The organism is Streptomyces sp. NPDC088747, assembly GCF_044751025.1.
In the GTDB taxonomy this organism is placed as follows: domain Bacteria; phylum Actinomycetota; class Actinomycetes; order Streptomycetales; family Streptomycetaceae; genus Streptomyces.
In genome coordinates, this window is the sequence record NZ_JBIVKZ010000006.1 from 362544 (window position 1) to 377704 (window position 15161).

At 71.5% G+C, this 15161-nt stretch carries 12 protein-coding genes; 8 read left to right on the plus strand and 4 right to left on the minus strand.

What is annotated here, in order from left to right; genetic code table 11:
• Nucleotides 1–44 precede the first annotated feature (44 nt).
• Together ACIP79_RS17355 and ACIP79_RS17360 are read right to left on the minus strand one after the other, a co-directional pair.
• Nucleotides 45–245 carry a helix-turn-helix transcriptional regulator gene (locus tag ACIP79_RS17355; RefSeq protein WP_401224007.1) on the minus strand — a complete coding sequence of 67 codons (201 nt, stop codon included), beginning with the start codon at nucleotides 243–245 and terminating at the stop codon, nucleotides 45–47.
• Between the two features lie 320 nt (nucleotides 246–565).
• A complete protein-coding gene (locus ACIP79_RS17360; protein ID WP_401224008.1) occupies nucleotides 566–1519 on the minus strand; it encodes a sugar phosphate isomerase/epimerase family protein in 954 nt (317 codons plus the stop codon).
• 122 nt (nucleotides 1520–1641) lie between these two features.
• On the opposite strand from ACIP79_RS17360, the gene iolC reads away from it, so the two are divergent.
• From iolC to mmsA, 5 genes are all read left to right on the plus strand, one after another.
• Complete coding sequence (gene iolC, locus ACIP79_RS17365) at nucleotides 1642–2592, plus strand: 5-dehydro-2-deoxygluconokinase (protein ID WP_401224011.1); 951 nt, start codon at nucleotides 1642–1644, stop codon at nucleotides 2590–2592.
• 593 nt (nucleotides 2593–3185) lie between these two features.
• Complete coding sequence (locus ACIP79_RS17370; protein ID WP_401224297.1) at nucleotides 3186–4031, plus strand: deoxyribose-phosphate aldolase; 846 nt, start codon at nucleotides 3186–3188, stop codon at nucleotides 4029–4031.
• A gap of 7 nt (nucleotides 4032–4038) precedes the next feature.
• On the plus strand, nucleotides 4039–4854 hold the full coding sequence (iolB, locus tag ACIP79_RS17375; RefSeq protein ID WP_383681273.1) for a 5-deoxy-glucuronate isomerase: 816 nt from the start codon (nucleotides 4039–4041) through the stop codon (nucleotides 4852–4854).
• Nucleotides 4851–6794, plus strand: coding sequence for a 3D-(3,5/4)-trihydroxycyclohexane-1,2-dione acylhydrolase (decyclizing) (gene iolD, locus ACIP79_RS17380; RefSeq protein WP_401224014.1), 1944 nt, complete (start codon nucleotides 4851–4853; stop codon nucleotides 6792–6794). The genes iolB and iolD overlap by 4 nt, the downstream gene beginning before the upstream one ends.
• A gap of 14 nt (nucleotides 6795–6808) precedes the next feature.
• Nucleotides 6809–8311, plus strand: a complete 1503-nt coding sequence (mmsA, locus tag ACIP79_RS17385; RefSeq protein WP_401224015.1) for a CoA-acylating methylmalonate-semialdehyde dehydrogenase — start codon at nucleotides 6809–6811, stop codon at nucleotides 8309–8311.
• 58 nt (nucleotides 8312–8369) lie between these two features.
• Here mmsA and ACIP79_RS17390 read toward each other — a convergent pair whose 3' ends face one another.
• Entirely contained in the window at nucleotides 8370–9209 is an 840-nt protein-coding gene (locus tag ACIP79_RS17390; RefSeq protein ID WP_401224017.1) for a hypothetical protein, read from the minus strand.
• Between the two features lie 416 nt (nucleotides 9210–9625).
• Here ACIP79_RS17390 and ACIP79_RS17395 point away from each other — a divergent pair, with 416 nt between their 5' ends.
• Nucleotides 9626–11035 carry an APC family permease gene (locus tag ACIP79_RS17395; RefSeq protein WP_401224019.1) on the plus strand — a complete coding sequence of 470 codons (1410 nt, stop codon included), beginning with the start codon at nucleotides 9626–9628 and terminating at the stop codon, nucleotides 11033–11035.
• Nucleotides 11036–11051: 16 nt separating this feature from the next.
• On the opposite strand, the gene ACIP79_RS17400 is transcribed toward ACIP79_RS17395, so the two are convergent.
• A complete protein-coding gene (locus ACIP79_RS17400) occupies nucleotides 11052–11462 on the minus strand; it encodes a GNAT family N-acetyltransferase (protein WP_401224021.1) in 411 nt (136 codons plus the stop codon).
• A gap of 116 nt (nucleotides 11463–11578) precedes the next feature.
• Here ACIP79_RS17400 and ACIP79_RS17405 point away from each other — a divergent pair, with 116 nt between their 5' ends.
• Both ACIP79_RS17405 and ACIP79_RS17410 read left to right on the plus strand, forming a co-directional pair.
• A complete protein-coding gene (locus tag ACIP79_RS17405) occupies nucleotides 11579–14236 on the plus strand; it encodes an alpha/beta fold hydrolase (protein ID WP_401224023.1) in 2658 nt (885 codons plus the stop codon).
• The gene (locus ACIP79_RS17410; protein ID WP_401224026.1) at nucleotides 14233–15096 is read left to right on the plus strand and encodes an ABC transporter permease; all 864 of its coding nucleotides are present in this window, start codon (nucleotides 14233–14235) and stop codon (nucleotides 15094–15096) included. Before ACIP79_RS17405 ends, ACIP79_RS17410 begins: the two co-directional genes overlap by 4 nt.
• Nucleotides 15097–15161: the final 65 nt, after the last annotated feature.

Consider the following 15161-nt stretch of genomic DNA (forward strand, 5'->3'; position numbering starts at 1 on the left):
CGTGCCCTGCCTGAAGGCGGGGCACGGGGAAGGGGAGGCGGAGGTCAGCCGTCGTTGCGACCCCGGTTGCGAGGGCGTGAGGCGACCCAGGCGCGGACGGTGTCCGCGTACCAGTAGGGCTTGCCGCTCTCCACGTGGTCGGGCGGCGGCAGCAGTCCGTGCTTGCGGTACGACCGCACGGTGTCCGGCTGCACCTTGATGTGCGCCGCGATCTCCTTGTACGACCAGAGCCTGCGGTCGGTCATGAGTGGCACCTCCCCGCGCGTGCCGCGGCGGCGGCCGGGGGTGGCCGTCGGGGGAGCCGGACACTGCGCTGGTGATCAACAAAGCCTGTGCTCCGTGAACGACACAGAGTGAGCACCGGGAAGTGCCTGTCGACCGGGTGTGACCCAAGACCCGCGTACACGCGACATGTGTGACAGGAACCGGGTATTTGTGACACGAGTGACGCAATGGGCGGGTGGCGGTCAAAAGACAGCGGAGACGGCGGCGGAGGCGACGCTGGAGCCCGGGGGGTCCCGCCGAGCCCCGAGCGCTCGGCGGGCTCACGCCACGACGCCGCCCCCTAGGCCCCGCAGGACCTCAGGAACGCCCGCGTGCGCTGCGCGATCGGCAGCGGCTTGTCCGGAAGGCACGGGTACATGTCCTGCTCGACAATGGCGAAGAGGTCGACGTCGAGCCGTTGCGCGGCCGCCAGGACGGGCTCCAGGGCCGGTACGCCCGACGGCGGTTCGCACATCACCCCTCGAGCCACGGCGGGCCCGAACGGCACCTCCTCCGCCCGCACCTCGGCCAGGATCCGCGGATCGACCTGCTTGAGGTGCAGGTACCCGATGCGCTCCCCGTACGTCTCGATCAGCTTGACGCTGTCGCCGCCGCAGTACGCGTAGTGCCCGGTGTCCAGGCAGAGCGAGACCAGCGAGGAGTCCGTCGAGTCGAGGAAACGGGTGACGTTCTCCTCGCTGTCGATGTGTGTGTCCGCGTGCGGGTGGACGACGATCTTCAGGCCGTACCGCTCGCGCACCTCGTGGGCGAGCCGCTCGGTCTGGGTGGTCAGATCGCGCCACTGTGCGGGCGTCAGCGTGCTGTCCTCCAGCACGTCACCCGTCTTGTCGTCCCGCCAGAACGCGGGGATGACCACCAGGTGCTCGGCACCCATCGTCTGGGTGAGCGCCGCGTTGTCCGAGACGTGCGCCCAGGTGGACTCCCAGACGTCGGGACCGCGGTGCAGCCCCGTGAACACCGTGCCGGCCGAGACCGTGAGCCCGCGCCGGGCGGTCTCCTCCCGCAGGACTGCCGGATCGGTGGGGAGATAGCCGTAGGGGCCCAGCTCGATCCACTCGTACCCGGACCCGGAGACCTCGTCGAGGAAGCGCTGCCAGGGGACCTGCCGGGGGTCGTCGGGGAACCAGACGCCCCACGAGTCGGGAGCCGAACCGACCCGGATACGGGACAGTGAGGACGGAGGCGATGCCTGCGGGGAGGAGAGCGGAGAGGACTCCGGTGACAACGACGTCATGAGCGTCAGCTTCCGGCGGCGCCAAGGACGTGTCAAGGCCTGGTCCGAATGTCTGGACAAAACGTTGACAGGGCTCCCCGCACCCGGCTAGACCTGGGTGCAGCCGAAGCGAAGGGAACTCGATGGCGCACGACCTGATCACCATGGGGCGGATCGGTGTGGACCTCTATCCGTTGCAGGCAGGGGTCCCGCTGGCGCGGGTGACGACCTTCGGGAAGTTCCTCGGCGGTTCGGCGACGAACGTCGCGGTGGCCGCGGCCCGGCTCGGACGCCGTACGGCGGTGATCACACGCACGGGCGACGACCCCTTCGGCGCCTACCTCCACGAGGCGCTGCGCGACTTCGGTGTCGACGACCGCTGGGTCACCCCGGTCCCCGGCCTGCCCACCCCGGTGACGTTCTGCGAGGTCTTCCCGCCGGACGACTTCCCGCTGTACTTCTACCGGCAGCCCAAGGCCCCCGACCTGGAGATCGACGCCCACGAACTCGACCTCGACGCCCTGCGCGAGGCCGGCATCTTCTGGGTGACCGGCACCGGCCTGAGCGAGGAACCCAGTCGGACGGCGACGCTCGCGGCGCTCGCCCACCGCGCCAGATCGGGTACGACGGTCTTCGACCTCGACTGGCGCCCCATGTTCTGGACGGACCCCGAGTCGGCCCGTCCCTTCTACGCCGAGGCCCTGCGCCACACCACCGTCGCGGTCGGCAACATCGACGAGGTCGAGATCGCCACCGGAGAGCGTGAACCGCACGCGGCCGCCCGCGCCCTGCTGGATGCCGGCGTCGAACTCGCCGTCGTCAAGCAGGGCCCCAAGGGCGTCCTCGCCGTCCACCGCGACGGCAGCCGCGCCGAGGTCCCGCCCCTCCCCGTGACCGTCCTGAACGGCCTCGGCGCCGGCGACGCCTTCGGCGGCTCGCTCTGCCACGGCCTCCTCGCCGGCTGGGACCTGGAGCGGATCATGCGGTACGCCAACGCCGCGGGCGCCATCGTCGCGTCCCGCCTGGAGTGCTCCTCCGCGATGCCGACCCCCCGCGAGGTCGAGGACGCGCTCACGGCGGGAGCGGTGCTGTGAGGGCCGGCCAGGTCGGGGGCGCGAGGAACGAAGGGGGCGACCCGGGGGCGTACGGCGAAGGCACCCCGGACGGTGCGCTTCCGCCCGAGACGAGCACCTCGGGCGACCCGAACCCGCGTGACGCCGGCAGCCCGGACGCGACCCCGCGCGAGGCGAACACCCCGGGTGCCCCGAACCGGCGTGAGGCGAGCACCCTGGGCGGACCATCTCCGCGTGACGCCGGCAGCCCGGACGCGACCCCGCGTGATGCGAGCACCCCGGGTGCCCCGAACCGGCGTGAGGCGAGCACCCTGGGCGGACCATCTCCGCGTGACGCCGGCAGCCCGGACGCGACCCCGCGTGATGCGAACCCCCCGGGTGGCCCGAACCGGCGTGAGGCGAACACCCTGGGCGGACCATCTCCGCGTGACGCCGACACCCCGCACGCGACCCCGCGTGACGCCGACACCCCGGACGCGACCCCGCGTGCGGCGAACCCCCCGGCCGGCCCGACCCCGCGTGCGGCGAACCCCCCGGCCGACCCGACCCCGCGTGCGGCGAACCCCCCGGGCACCCCCCGCCGCGTCGACGTCGGCGAGCTCGTCCGTACCCGTGTGCACCACCCCGAGGCCATCGCCGAGGCGGCCGAGCGCAGGCCCCGGCGGCCGCTCGTCAACGACGGGGGCCGGCTGATGATCGTCGCCGCGGACCACCCGGCCCGCGGCGCCCTGTCCGTCGGGGACCGCAAGTTCGCGATGGCGAGCCGGGCGGACCTCCTGGAGCGGCTCTGTGTCGCGCTCTCCCGGCCGGGCGTCGACGGCGTCCTCGCCACCGCCGACATCCTCGACGACCTGCTGCTCCTCGGGGCGCTGGACCACAAGGTCGTGCTCGGCTCGATGAACCGCGGCGGACTCGCGGGCGCCTCCTTCGAGCTGGACGACCGGTTCACCGGGCACCGCCCCCAGGACATCGAAAGGCTCGGCTTCGACGCGGGCAAGCTGCTGCTGCGCATCGACTACGACGACCCCGGCTCGCTGCGCACCCTGGAATCCACCGCCCGGGTCATCGACGAGATGGCGGAGCGGCAACTCCCGGTGTTCGTCGAGCCTTTCCTCTGCCGTCGCCGCGCGGACGGCACCCTCCGAAACGATCTCAGCGCCGAGGCGGTCACCAAGTCCATCGCCATCGCGAGCGGCCTCGGCGGCAGTTCGGCGTACACCTGGCTGAAGGTCCCCGTCACCGAGAACCCCGACGACATGGCCCGCGTCATGGAGACGTCCACGCTGCCCGCCGTACTCCTCGGCGGCGACGTCGGCGAGGACCAGGAGGGCGCGTACGAGAAGTGGCGCGGGGCGCTCCAACTCCCCACCGTCCAGGGCCTGGTGGTAGGCCGTTCGCTGCTCTACCCGGCCGACGGCGATGTGACCGCGGCCGTGGACACCGCCGTCGGACTGCTGTGAGGACCGGATGACGAGCAAAGACCTGTACGTCCCCCGAGGCGCCGCCGCCGGCTCGCTGTACGCCGTCGACATCGACCCCGAACTGGCCGGCTGGTCCCACAGCAGCCTGCGCGTCGTGGAGTTGGAGCCGGGTGGCACGCACACCTTCACCACCGGCGACAGCGAGTGGATCGTACTTCCCCTCAACGGCGGCTGTACGGTGGACATAGAGGACGAACAGTTTGAAATCCTGGGCAGGGAGAGCGTGTTCGGCGGAGCCACCGACTTCGTCTACGTACCCCGTGACACCCGGGCACAGATCGCCTCCGGCGTGGGAGGCCGCTTCGCCCTGGCAGGAGCGAAGTGCGAGCGCCGACTCCCCGCCCGCTACGGCCCCGCGCCGGAGGTACCCGTCGAAGACCGCGGCAGCGGCGTCTGCGCCCGCCAGGTGCGCAACTTCGCCTCCGCCGACGCCTTCGAGTGCGACAGACTCATCGCCGTCGAGGTCGTCACACCCGGCGGCAACTGGTCCTCGTACCCGCCGCACAAGCACGACGAGCACCGGCCGGGCGTCGAGTCGGAGCTGGAGGAGATCTACTACTTCGAGATCGAGGGCCCGAACGGATTCGGCTATCAGCGCGTATTCCCTTCGCACGAGGGCGGATCCGACGTCCTCGCCGAGGTCCGCACCGGAGACGTGGTCCTCGTCCCCGACGGATGGCACGGCCCGTCCATCGCTCAGCCCGGCCACGCCATGTACTACCTGAACGTGATGGCGGGACCCGGCGAGGAGCGGGAGTGGCGGATCTGCTTCCACCCAGAGCACACCGAGGGGTACCAATGACAGAGCCGACGTCGAAGGCGACGAAGGTGACAGTGGTGTCGAACGCGTCGAAGAAGCCTGGTGCCACCACCAGGCTGACGGTCGCGCAGGCACTGGTGCGGTTCCTGGCCGCGCAGTACACGGAACGGGACGGCGAGCGGCGCCGGTTGATCGGCGCCACCTGGGGGATCTTCGGCCACGGCAACGTCGCCGGGCTCGGCCAGGCGCTCGTCGAGTACGCGGACGAGATGCCGTACCACCAGGGCCGCAACGAACAGTCCATGGTGCACGCGGCGGTCGGCTACGCGCGCCAGTCCAACCGGCTCTCCGCGCACGCCGTGACCACCTCCATCGGCCCCGGCGCCACCAACCTGGTGACCGGCGCCGCCCTCGCCACCGTCAACCACCTCCCGGTGCTCCTCCTCCCCGGCGACACCTTCGCCACCCGCCCCGCCGACCCGGTGCTCCAGCAGCTCGAAACCCCCTACGCGGGCGACGTGTCGGTCAACGACTGCCTGCGCCCGGTGTCGAGGTACTTCGACCGGATCAGCCGCCCCGAGGCCCTGATCCCGGCCGCCCTCCAGGCGATGCGGGTGCTCACCGACCCGGTCGAGACGGGCGCGGTCACGCTCGCGCTGCCGCAGGACGTGCAGGCGGAGGCGTACGACTGGCCCGAGGAGTTCTTCGCCGAGCGGACCTGGACCGTGCGCCGCCCGCCGGCCGACGTGTCCGAACTGGCCGCCGCCGTAACGGCGATCCGCGAGTCCCGCCGTCCCCTGATCGTCGCGGGCGGCGGCGTCCACCACAGCCGTGCCGAGGACGCGCTCGCCGAACTCGCCGCCGCCACCCGCATTCCCGTCGCCTCCACCCAGGCGGGCAAGGGCTCGCTGCGCTTCGACCACCCGCAGGACGTCGGCGGCATCGGCCACACCGGCACCGCGACCGCCGACGAACTCGCCCGCACCGCCGACCTGGTGATCGGCGTCGGCACCCGCTACACCGACTTCACCACCGCCTCCGGCACCCTCTTCACCGGCACGGGCGTCCGCTTCCTGAACCTCAACATCGCCCCGTACGACGGCCACAAGCTCTCCGGCATCCCGCTGATCGCCGACGCGCGGTCCGGACTGGAGGCCCTCACCGAGGCGCTGCTGCTGCACGAGCACCGCGTCGAACCGGCGTACGCCACCGAGTACGCCGACGACAAGGAACGCTGGGAGTACCGCGTCGACGCGGCGTACGAGGCCGACGACCTGGACATCCGGCCCACCCAGCCGCAGGTCCTCGGCGTCCTGGACGAACTGGTCGACGAGAGCGACATCCTGATCAACGCGGCCGGATCGCTCCCCGGCGACCTGCACAAACTGTGGCGGGCGCGCTCGCGGGACCAGTACCACGTCGAGTACGGCTACTCCTGCATGGGCTACGAGATCCCGGCCGCGATCGGCGTGCGGATGGCCGCCCCGGACCGTCCCGTCTGGGCGCTGGTCGGCGACGGCACGTACCTGATGATGCCGACCGAGATCGTCACCGCCGTGCAGGAGGGCGTCGCGATCAAGGTCCTGATACTCCAGAACCACGGGTACGCCTCCATCGGCGGCCTCTCCGAGTCGGTCGGCGGCGAGCGGTACGGCACCGCGTACCGCTACCGCTCCGAGGACCGTACGTACACGGGGGCGCCGCTCCCGGTGGATCTCGCCGCCAACGCGGCCAGCCTGGGGATGCGCGTCCTACGCGCGAAGACCGTCCGTGACCTGCGCGCGGCCCTCGCCGAGGCGCGGAGCGCCGACACTCCCACATGTGTCTACGTGGAGACCGAAACGGCAGACACAGTGTCGGGCGCGCCCCCGGCCCAGGCCTGGTGGGATGTTCCTGTGGCCGAGACCGCGACCCGCTCGTCGGCGGTCAAGGCGCGCGAGGAGTACGAAAGGCACGTCGCCGCCCGACGCCGCCATCTGTGAAGGAGTTCTTGGTCATGACGAAGATCGTCAACCACTGGATCGGCGGCAAGCCCGTCGACGGTGCGTCGGGTGCGTACGGGCCGGTCACCGACCCCGCGACCGGCGCGGTCACCACGAAGGTCGCCTTCGCGACCGCCGAGGAGGTCGACGCCGCGGTCGCCGCCGCGAAGGACGCCTACGCGACCTGGGGCCGGTCCTCGCTGGCCAGGCGGACCACGGTCCTCTTCAAGTTCCGCGCGCTGCTCGACGCCAACCGCGACGCCATCGCGGAGCTGATCACCGCCGAGCACGGCAAGGTCCACTCGGACGCGCTCGGCGAGGTCGCGCGCGGCCTGGAGATCGTGGACCTGGCCTGCGGGATCACCGTGCAGCTGAAGGGCGAGCTGTCGACCGAGGTGGCCTCCCGGGTCGACGTGTCCTCGATCCGCCAGCCGCTCGGCGTGGTCGCCGGCATCACGCCGTTCAACTTCCCGGCGATGGTGCCGATGTGGATGTTCCCGATCGCCATCGCGTGCGGCAACACCTTCGTCCTCAAGCCGTCGGAGAAGGACCCGTCGGCCTCGATGAAGATCGCCGAACTGCTCGCGGAGGCCGGTCTTCCGGACGGCGTCTTCAACGTCGTGCACGGTGACAAGGTGGCCGTCGACCGCCTCCTGGAGCACCCGGACGTCGCCGCCGTCTCCTTCGTCGGCTCGACCCCGATCGCCCGGTACATCCACACCACCGCCGCCGCCAACCACAAGCGGGTGCAGGCCCTGGGCGGCGCGAAGAACCACATGCTGGTCCTCCCGGACGCCGACCTGGACGCGGCGGCGGACGCGGCCGTGTCCGCGGCCTACGGTTCGGCGGGCGAGCGCTGCATGGCCATCTCGGCCGTCGTGGCGGTCGGTTCGATTGGCGACGAGCTGGTCCAGAAGATCCGCGAGCGCGCCGAGAAGATCAAGATCGGCCCCGGCAACGACCCGTCCTCCGAGATGGGCCCGCTGATCACGGCCGCCCACCGCGACAAGGTCGCCTCGTACGTCACGGGCGCGGCGGCCCAGGGCTCCGAGGTCGTCCTGGACGGCACGGGCTACACGGTGGAGGGCCACGAGGACGGCCACTGGATCGGCCTCTCGCTCCTGGACCGGGTGCCGGTCACCTCGGACGCGTACCAGGACGAGATCTTCGGCCCGGTGCTGTGCGTGCTGCGCGTGGACACCTACGAGGAGGGTCTGGCGCTGATCAACGCGTCGCCGTTCGGCAACGGCACCGCGATCTTCACCCGGGACGGCGGCGCGGCCCGGCGCTTCCAGCTGGAGGTCGAGGCGGGCATGGTCGGCGTGAACGTGCCGATCCCGGTCCCCGTCGGCTACCACTCCTTCGGCGGCTGGAAGGACTCCCTCTTCGGGGACCACCACGTCTACGGCAACGACGGCACGCACTTCTACACCCGCGGCAAGGTCGTCACCACCCGCTGGCCGGACCCCTCGGAGGCCCCGGCCGGCGTCGACTTGGGATTCCCGCGCAACCACTGAGACACCGCGGTGCCCCGCTCCCGGCCTCGCGAGCCGTGGGGCGGGGCACCGTCGTGTCTCAGCCGGTGCCCTGCTGGGCGTAGGCGTCCTTGACGGCCTCGGTGAGGTCGCCGGTCCGCGCGGCCGGCGGGGCCTGGACGTCCGCGGTGGCGCCGAACCTCACGAAGTCCATGGTGACCGTCATGGTGCCGATCCGCTGCTTCAGGCGGACGGGGAGGTCCTTGGCGCCGACCCAGACGTCCATGGTCGTCGGCCCGCCGCCGGTGACCGCGTCGAAGGCGTTGTCCTCGCCGTCGGCCTGCTTGAACTTGTTCATCTGCGCCGCGTCGATCTCGGCCCGGTAGTGGGTCGTGCTCCGCCCGTCGACCGTCTCGCTGCCGAGATCCTCGACGTCGTTGGCGTACTTGAGGCTTTTCATGGAGGCCGCCGGGCTGCCGCCGCCGCTCCCGTCGAGCGCCTGGGCGCCCTGCTCCCCGAACATCGCCGAGGCGTCGACCCTCATCCACTCCTTGCCCTTGAGCGGGCCCGAGGGCTGCGGGTCGGTGTCGTAGTAGTAGGCCCCGTCCACGAACAGACAGCGGATCGTCGGGTCGTCCGTGAGCGTCTGCATCTGGGCGGCGGCGGTGTCCATCTCGACGTCGTACGCGTAACCGTCGCCCCAGGAGTACGTGCCCTCCATGGCGATCGGGCCGCCGGCGCCCACCGTGGTGGTCATCCTGACCTCGGCCGAGCCGAGCTCCTCGGTTCGGTCGGTCGCCCGCCCCAGCGCCGCGAAGATCGTGTCGGCCCCGCTCACCGCCTCGGCCGCCTTCTTCGTGGTGTCCGCCCCGCATCCGGCCGTCCCGGCCAGCGCCGCCGCGGCCACCCCTGCCCAGACGGCCATGCGTATGTGCCTCATGAGTCCCACCCCTTGGTTGCGCTTCCCCTGTGGGCAGCACTCTACTGACCGCCGAGCGCTCCGGGCGGGGGGATTAATCCCGGCGAATTTCGGTCATGGAGCTGCGGTTCTCGTGGGCACGTAAGGAAACGGATGACGCAGGTGATTGATCCTTGACGCCTTGGAAAGGAAGGTCGTCTTCATCCTGGTCTTGATGATTGCCTTACCTGGGTGTTACAGCCTGGGAAAGTTATGTGGTCCACGGCACTCCGCTTCTGCGGATTCCGTAGGTAAACAGCCATTGACGCAACGGTTTCCGTCAAGGTTCCATCAGGGCCGGGAGCGGACGAGAAGAAGAACGACGCGAGCCGCCGGAGGCGATAACGCTCCCGCCCGAGTCACCTGACGCACGACACGAGTCGATCGGAACCGCCCGTATGACCGACACGCTCCGCCCTGTCGAGACCGTCGTCCCGGAGGCCGCCCCCACGGCCTCCGACGGCCCCCGCAAGCTCAAGCGCTCCATCGGCGTCGTCGGCGGCACCCTGCTGACCCTCTCCTGCGTGACACCCGCCTCCACGCTCTTCGTGGTCGTGCCCGACCTCTTCTCCTCGCTCGGCACGGCCACCGCGCTCACCATCGCGATCGGCTCGCTGCTCTGTGTCGCCGTGGCGTTCTGCTACTCGGAGCTGGGCACCCTCATCCCCAGCGCGGGCGGTGAGTATGCCATGGTCTCCACGATGGCCGGACGGCTCGCCGGCTGGCTGGTGTTCGTCCTCTCCCTGCTGGTCGTCATGATCGTGCCGCCGGTGATCGCCATGGGCACGGCCGACTACCTGGCCCCGATCGCGCACCTGAACCCCTCGATGGCGGGCGCGGGCGTGATGCTCCTCGCCACCCTCGCGGGCCTCCTCGACCTGCGGGCCAACGCCTGGATCACCGGCGTCTTCCTGGTCCTGGAGGTCATCGCGGCGGCCGTCGTCGCGGTCCTCGGCTTCTCGCACAGCGAGCGCGGCCTCTCCAGCCTCACCTCGATGCAGGTATCCGGCTCCGGAGGCCACACCGACACCGTGACCGCCATGCTCGTCGTCTCCGGGCTCGCCATCGCGCTCTTCATCACCCAGGGCTTCTCGACCGCGGTCTACCTCTCCGAGGAACTGGAGAACCCGCGTCGCAACGTCGCCCGCACGGTCCTGGCGACCCTCGCCATCTCGACCGTGATCATCCTGGTCCCGGTCGTCGCGATCACCATGGGCGCCCCCGACCTCTCCGCCCTCACCGGCGGCGACATCGGCACCATGGTCACCGCCTGGTCGAACTCCGCGGTCGGCACCTTCGTCAGCCTCTGCGTGGCCCTCGCGATCGTCAACGCCGGCATCGTCATGGTCATCCAGAACTCCCGCGTCCTGTTCGCCTCGGCCCGCGACAAGGCCTGGCCCGAGCCGGTCAACGGCGTCCTGTCCAAGCTCGGCCGTTTCGGCTCCCCGTGGGTCGCCACCCTCCTGGTGGGCGTCCCCGGCGCGGTCCTCTGCTTCGTCGACCTGGACACCCTGTACGGCGTGACGGGCGTCTCGGTGACCGCCATGTACCTGCTCGTCGCGGTCGCCGCGCTGCTCGCCCGCCGCGGCCACCACCGTCACACGCCCGCCTGGCGGATGCCGCTCTGGCCCGCCGTCCCGGTCCTGCTGATCGCGGTCCTCGCCTACGTCCTGACCCAGCAGGAGACGGTCTACCTGCTGTGGACCGGCGGCATCACGGCGGTCGCGACCCTGTACTGGGCCTTCTACCTGCGCCCGCGCCGCGAGACCCGGTGGCTCGTGTCGATCCCCGAGGACGCGCACGCGTAGGCCCGGGGAGCGGGCGTCAGCCGAAGTCCCAGGTCACCACCGAGGCCGTCCCGTCGTCCTTGCCGTCCGCACTGCGGTACACGGCAAGGGCGACGTCGTTCCCGGTGTCGACGGCGACCCACATCCCGTAACAGCCGAGCTCCCGGGCCAGCGCGGCGAGCTCCCGGACAAGCGCCCGCCCGGCACCGCGCCGGCGGTACGGCTCGTCGACGGCCAGCTCGTAGAGGAACATCTCGTGGCCCTTGTCGGGGTGAGCCGTCTCGACACCGCTGACGAAGCCGACGGGGCCCCCGTCCTCGTACGCGAGGAAGAGGTGATGGCCCTGCCGGTCCAGGAAGAGCCGCGCCCACTCGGGACGGACGGGCTGGTCGAAAAGGTGCCCGGCGGCGATCAGTTCGTCGACGGTGGCGGCGCGGCGAATCTCCATGGGTCGTTCGTACCACGGGCGCGGTATGCCAGGAGGGCGCCGTACTCCCATGGGAGGGGCGGGGGTTCAGACCGGCGGCTGCATCGGTTGTCGGTGGCGGGCCGTACCGTTGACGCATGGATCTTCGACTGCCCCGACTGCGCGGCCCGGCACTGCGGCGACCGCGACGGTGGATCGCCGCCGCGGCCGCGGTCGTCGTGCTCGCCGGCGCCGGGACATGGACGGCCGTCGCCTCCGACGACGCCCCGCGTGTGCGGCGCGCCGACCGCGTGATGGACATGGGCGACGGGGTGCGCGTCGACACGTCGTACTTCACCGCGGGACCGAGCTCGGACCGCCGTCCCGCCGTCCTGCTCGCGCACGGCTTCGGCGGCAGCAAGGACGACGTCAGGGCGCAGGCGGAGCGGCTCGCACGCGACGGATACGCGGTGCTGACCTGGTCGGCGCGCGGTTTCGGCGAGTCCACCGGAAAGATCGGCCTGAACGACCCGAAGGGCGAGGTCGCCGACGTCTCCAAGCTCATCGACTGGCTGGCGAAGCGCCCCGAGGTCCAGCTCGACAGCAGCGGCGACCCGCGCGTGGGCATGACCGGCGCCTCCTACGGCGGGGCGATCGCCCTGGAGACCGCCGCCTACGACCAGCGGGTCGACGCGATCGCCCCGGCGATCACCTACTGGAACCTCTCGGACGCCCTCTTCCCGAACGGCGTCTTCAAGAAGCTCTGGGCCGGCATCTTCATCAACTCCGGCGGCGGCTGCGCCAAGTTCGAGCCGCGGCTGTGCGAGATGTACAACAGAGTCGCGGAGTCCGGGAAGCCGGACGCGGCGGCCACGAAACTCCTCCAGGAGCGCAGCCCCTCCGCCGTCGGCGACCGCGTCAAGGTGCCCACACTCATCGTGCAGGGCCAGTCCGACTCCCTCTTCCCGCTCGGCCAGGCCGACGCGATGGCCAAGGCGATCCGTGCCAACGGCGCCCCGGTGGACGTCGACTGGATCTCCGGCGGCCATGACGGCGGCGACATGGAGGCGGACCGCGTCCAGGGCCGCGTCGGCTCCTGGTTCGACCGCTATCTGAAGGACGAGCCGGGCGTCGTCACCGGCCCCGCGTTCCGCGTCACCCGCACCGGAGGCATCGACTCCACCGACGGCGCCGCCCAGCTCCGGGGCGCGAGCGGGGACACCTACCCCGGCCTGGAGAGCGGCGAGCACTCCGTCACCCTGGCCGGGCGCGAGCAGAGCTTCGAGAACCCCGCGGGCGCGAACCCGCCCGCCATCTCGGCCCTCCCCGGCCTCGGCGGCACCGGCGGCCTCTCCCAGCTCTCCTCCCTCGGCGTCGGGGTGTCGCTCGACTTCCCCGGGCAGTACGCGCAGTTCGTGTCCCCGGCGTTCACCGACGACCTGTGGATCACCGGATCACCGACGGTCACCGTCCACGTCGAGTCCAGCACCGACGAGGCCGTCCTCTTCGCGAAGGTGTACGACATCGGCCCCGGCGGCACCCAACAGGTGCTCCCCTCGCAGCTGGTGACCCCGGTGCGCGTCGAGGGAGCCAAGGCGGGCAAGGACGTCACCCTCACCCTGCCGGCCATCGACCACGAGGTGCAGCAGGGCCACCGGCTGCGCCTGGTACTGGCCTCGACGGACCTCGGCTACGCCTCCCCGACGGCCCCGGCGACCTACACGGCCTCCCTGAAGAGCGCGTTGCGCGTTCCCACCGCGCCCGCCGTGACGACGGCCGCCGCCGCGCTCCCCGCCTGGGTGTGGTGGCTGCCGGTCGCCGGAGCGCTCGCCGCGCTGGCCCTGCTGCTGACCGGCCGCCGTCGTACGACCGCGGGACCGCCCGACCCCGAACTGGCCGAAGTCCCCCTCCAGATCACCGGCCTGAGCAAGCGCTACGCGAAGTCGGCCGACCGGTACGCGGTACGGGAGCTGTCCTTCCGCGTGGAGAAGGGCCAGGTCCTGGGCCTCCTGGGGCCGAACGGCGCGGGCAAGACCACCACCCTGCGCATGCTGATGGGCCTGATCACACCGGACGGCGGCGAGATCCGGGTGTTCGGTCACGAGATCCAGCCGGGAGCGCCGGTCCTTTCCCGGGTCGGCGCCTTCGTCGAGGGCGCGGGCTTCCTCCCGCACCTCTCCGGCCGCGAGAACCTGGAGCTGTACTGGCAGGCCACCGGCCGCCCGTCCGCGGACGCCCACCTGGAGGAGGCCCTGGAGATCGCGGGCCTCGGCGACGCGCTGGCCCGCGCGGTCCGCACCTACTCCCAGGGCATGCGCCAGCGCCTGGCCATCGCCCAGGCCATGCTCGGCCTCCCCGACCTGCTGATCCTCGACGAACCCACCAACGGCCTCGACCCGCCGCAGATCCGCGAGATGCGCGAGGTGATGATCCGCTACGCCGCCGCGGGCCGCACGGTCATCGTCTCCAGCCACCTGCTGGCCGAGGTCGAGCAGTCCTGCACCCACCTGGTGGTCATGGACCGCGGACGGCTGATGCAGGCAGGACCGGTCGCCGAGATCATCGGCTCGGGCGACACCCTCCTCGTCGGCACCGGCACCCGCGTGGACGAGCCGATCGCGGAGAAGGTGGGCGCGCTGCCCGGCGTGGCCTCGGCCGTCGTCACCGACGACGGGATCCTGGTCAGGCTCGACCCCGGCGGCAGCGCCCAGCGCCTGGTCGTGGAGCTCGTACGGCTCGAAGTACCCGTGGAATCGGTGGGCCCGCACCGCCGGCTCGAAGACGCCTTCCTCACCCTGATCGGGGGCAACGCATGAGCACCCTCGTCGAGCGGGCCGAGACGGCCGACGGCTACCGGCCGCGCCGGACACTGCCGCTGCGGGTGGAATTGCTCCGGCAGCTGAAGCGGCGCCGCACCCTCGTGATGGCGGCGATCCTGGTGGCGCTGCCCTTCGTGCTCGTCGCGGCCTTCGCGATCGGCGGCACCCCGGACGGCCGGGGCAACCAGATCACGCTGATGGACACGGCCACCGCGTCGGCCGCGAACTTCGCAGCGGTGAACCTCTTCGTCTCCGCCGGCTTCCTGCTGGTGATCCCCGTCGCCCTGTTCTGCGGCGACACCATCGCCTCCGAGGCGAGCTGGTCCTCGCTGAGATATCTGCTGGCGGCGCCCGTGCCCAGGGCCCGCCTGCTCTGGTCCAAGCTGACCGTCGCGCTGGGCCTCAGCCTCGCCGCGATGGTGCTGCTGCCGGTCGTCGCGGTGGCGGTGGGCGCCGTGGCCTACGGCTGGGGCCCGCTGGAGATCCCCACCGGCGGCGTGCTCCCGGCGGGCACCGCGGCCCAGCGCCTGGTGGTCGTGGTGGCGTACATCTTCGTCTCCCAACTGGTCACCGCCGCCCTCGCGTTCTGGCTGTCGACCAAGACGGACGCCCCGCTCGGCGCGGTCGGCGGAGCGGTCGGCCTGACGATCGTGGGGAACGTGCTGGACGCCGTCACCGCCCTCGGCCACTGGCGCGACTTCCTGCCCGCGCACTGGCAGTTCGCCTGGGCGGACGCCGTCCAGCCGCATCTGGAGTGGTCCGGCATGATCCAGGGCACGGCGGTCTCGGTAACGTACGCGCTCGTGCTGTTCGCCCTGGCCTTCCGGGTTTTCCGGCGCAAGGACATCGTGTCGTAGGTCTCCGGAGGATCACCTACCGGTCTCGACGGCCCCCCGTCGTGGCCGCTTCGAGATCCATCCGC

Excerpts from the sequence above, each read along its gene's own strand:
- ACIP79_RS17410 (WP_401224026.1), top strand. The coding sequence starts at position 14,233 with ATGAGCACCCTCGTCGAGCGGGCCGAGACGGCCGACGGCTACCGGCCG.
- ACIP79_RS17355 (WP_401224007.1), bottom strand. The coding sequence starts at position 245 with ATGACCGACCGCAGGCTCTGGTCGTACAAGGAGATCGCGGCGCACATC.
- mmsA (WP_401224015.1), top strand. The coding sequence starts at position 6,809 with ATGACGAAGATCGTCAACCACTGGATCGGCGGCAAGCCCGTCGACGGT.
- ACIP79_RS17360 (WP_401224008.1), bottom strand. The coding sequence starts at position 1,519 with ATGACGTCGTTGTCACCGGAGTCCTCTCCGCTCTCCTCCCCGCAGGCA.
- iolB (WP_383681273.1), top strand. The coding sequence starts at position 4,039 with ATGACGAGCAAAGACCTGTACGTCCCCCGAGGCGCCGCCGCCGGCTCG.
- ACIP79_RS17395 (WP_401224019.1), top strand. The coding sequence starts at position 9,626 with ATGACCGACACGCTCCGCCCTGTCGAGACCGTCGTCCCGGAGGCCGCC.
- iolC (WP_401224011.1), top strand. The coding sequence starts at position 1,642 with ATGGCGCACGACCTGATCACCATGGGGCGGATCGGTGTGGACCTCTAT.
- ACIP79_RS17400 (WP_401224021.1), bottom strand. The coding sequence starts at position 11,462 with ATGGAGATTCGCCGCGCCGCCACCGTCGACGAACTGATCGCCGCCGGG.
- iolD (WP_401224014.1), top strand. The coding sequence starts at position 4,851 with ATGACAGAGCCGACGTCGAAGGCGACGAAGGTGACAGTGGTGTCGAAC.
- ACIP79_RS17405 (WP_401224023.1), top strand. The coding sequence starts at position 11,579 with ATGGATCTTCGACTGCCCCGACTGCGCGGCCCGGCACTGCGGCGACCG.
- ACIP79_RS17390 (WP_401224017.1), bottom strand. The coding sequence starts at position 9,209 with ATGAGGCACATACGCATGGCCGTCTGGGCAGGGGTGGCCGCGGCGGCG.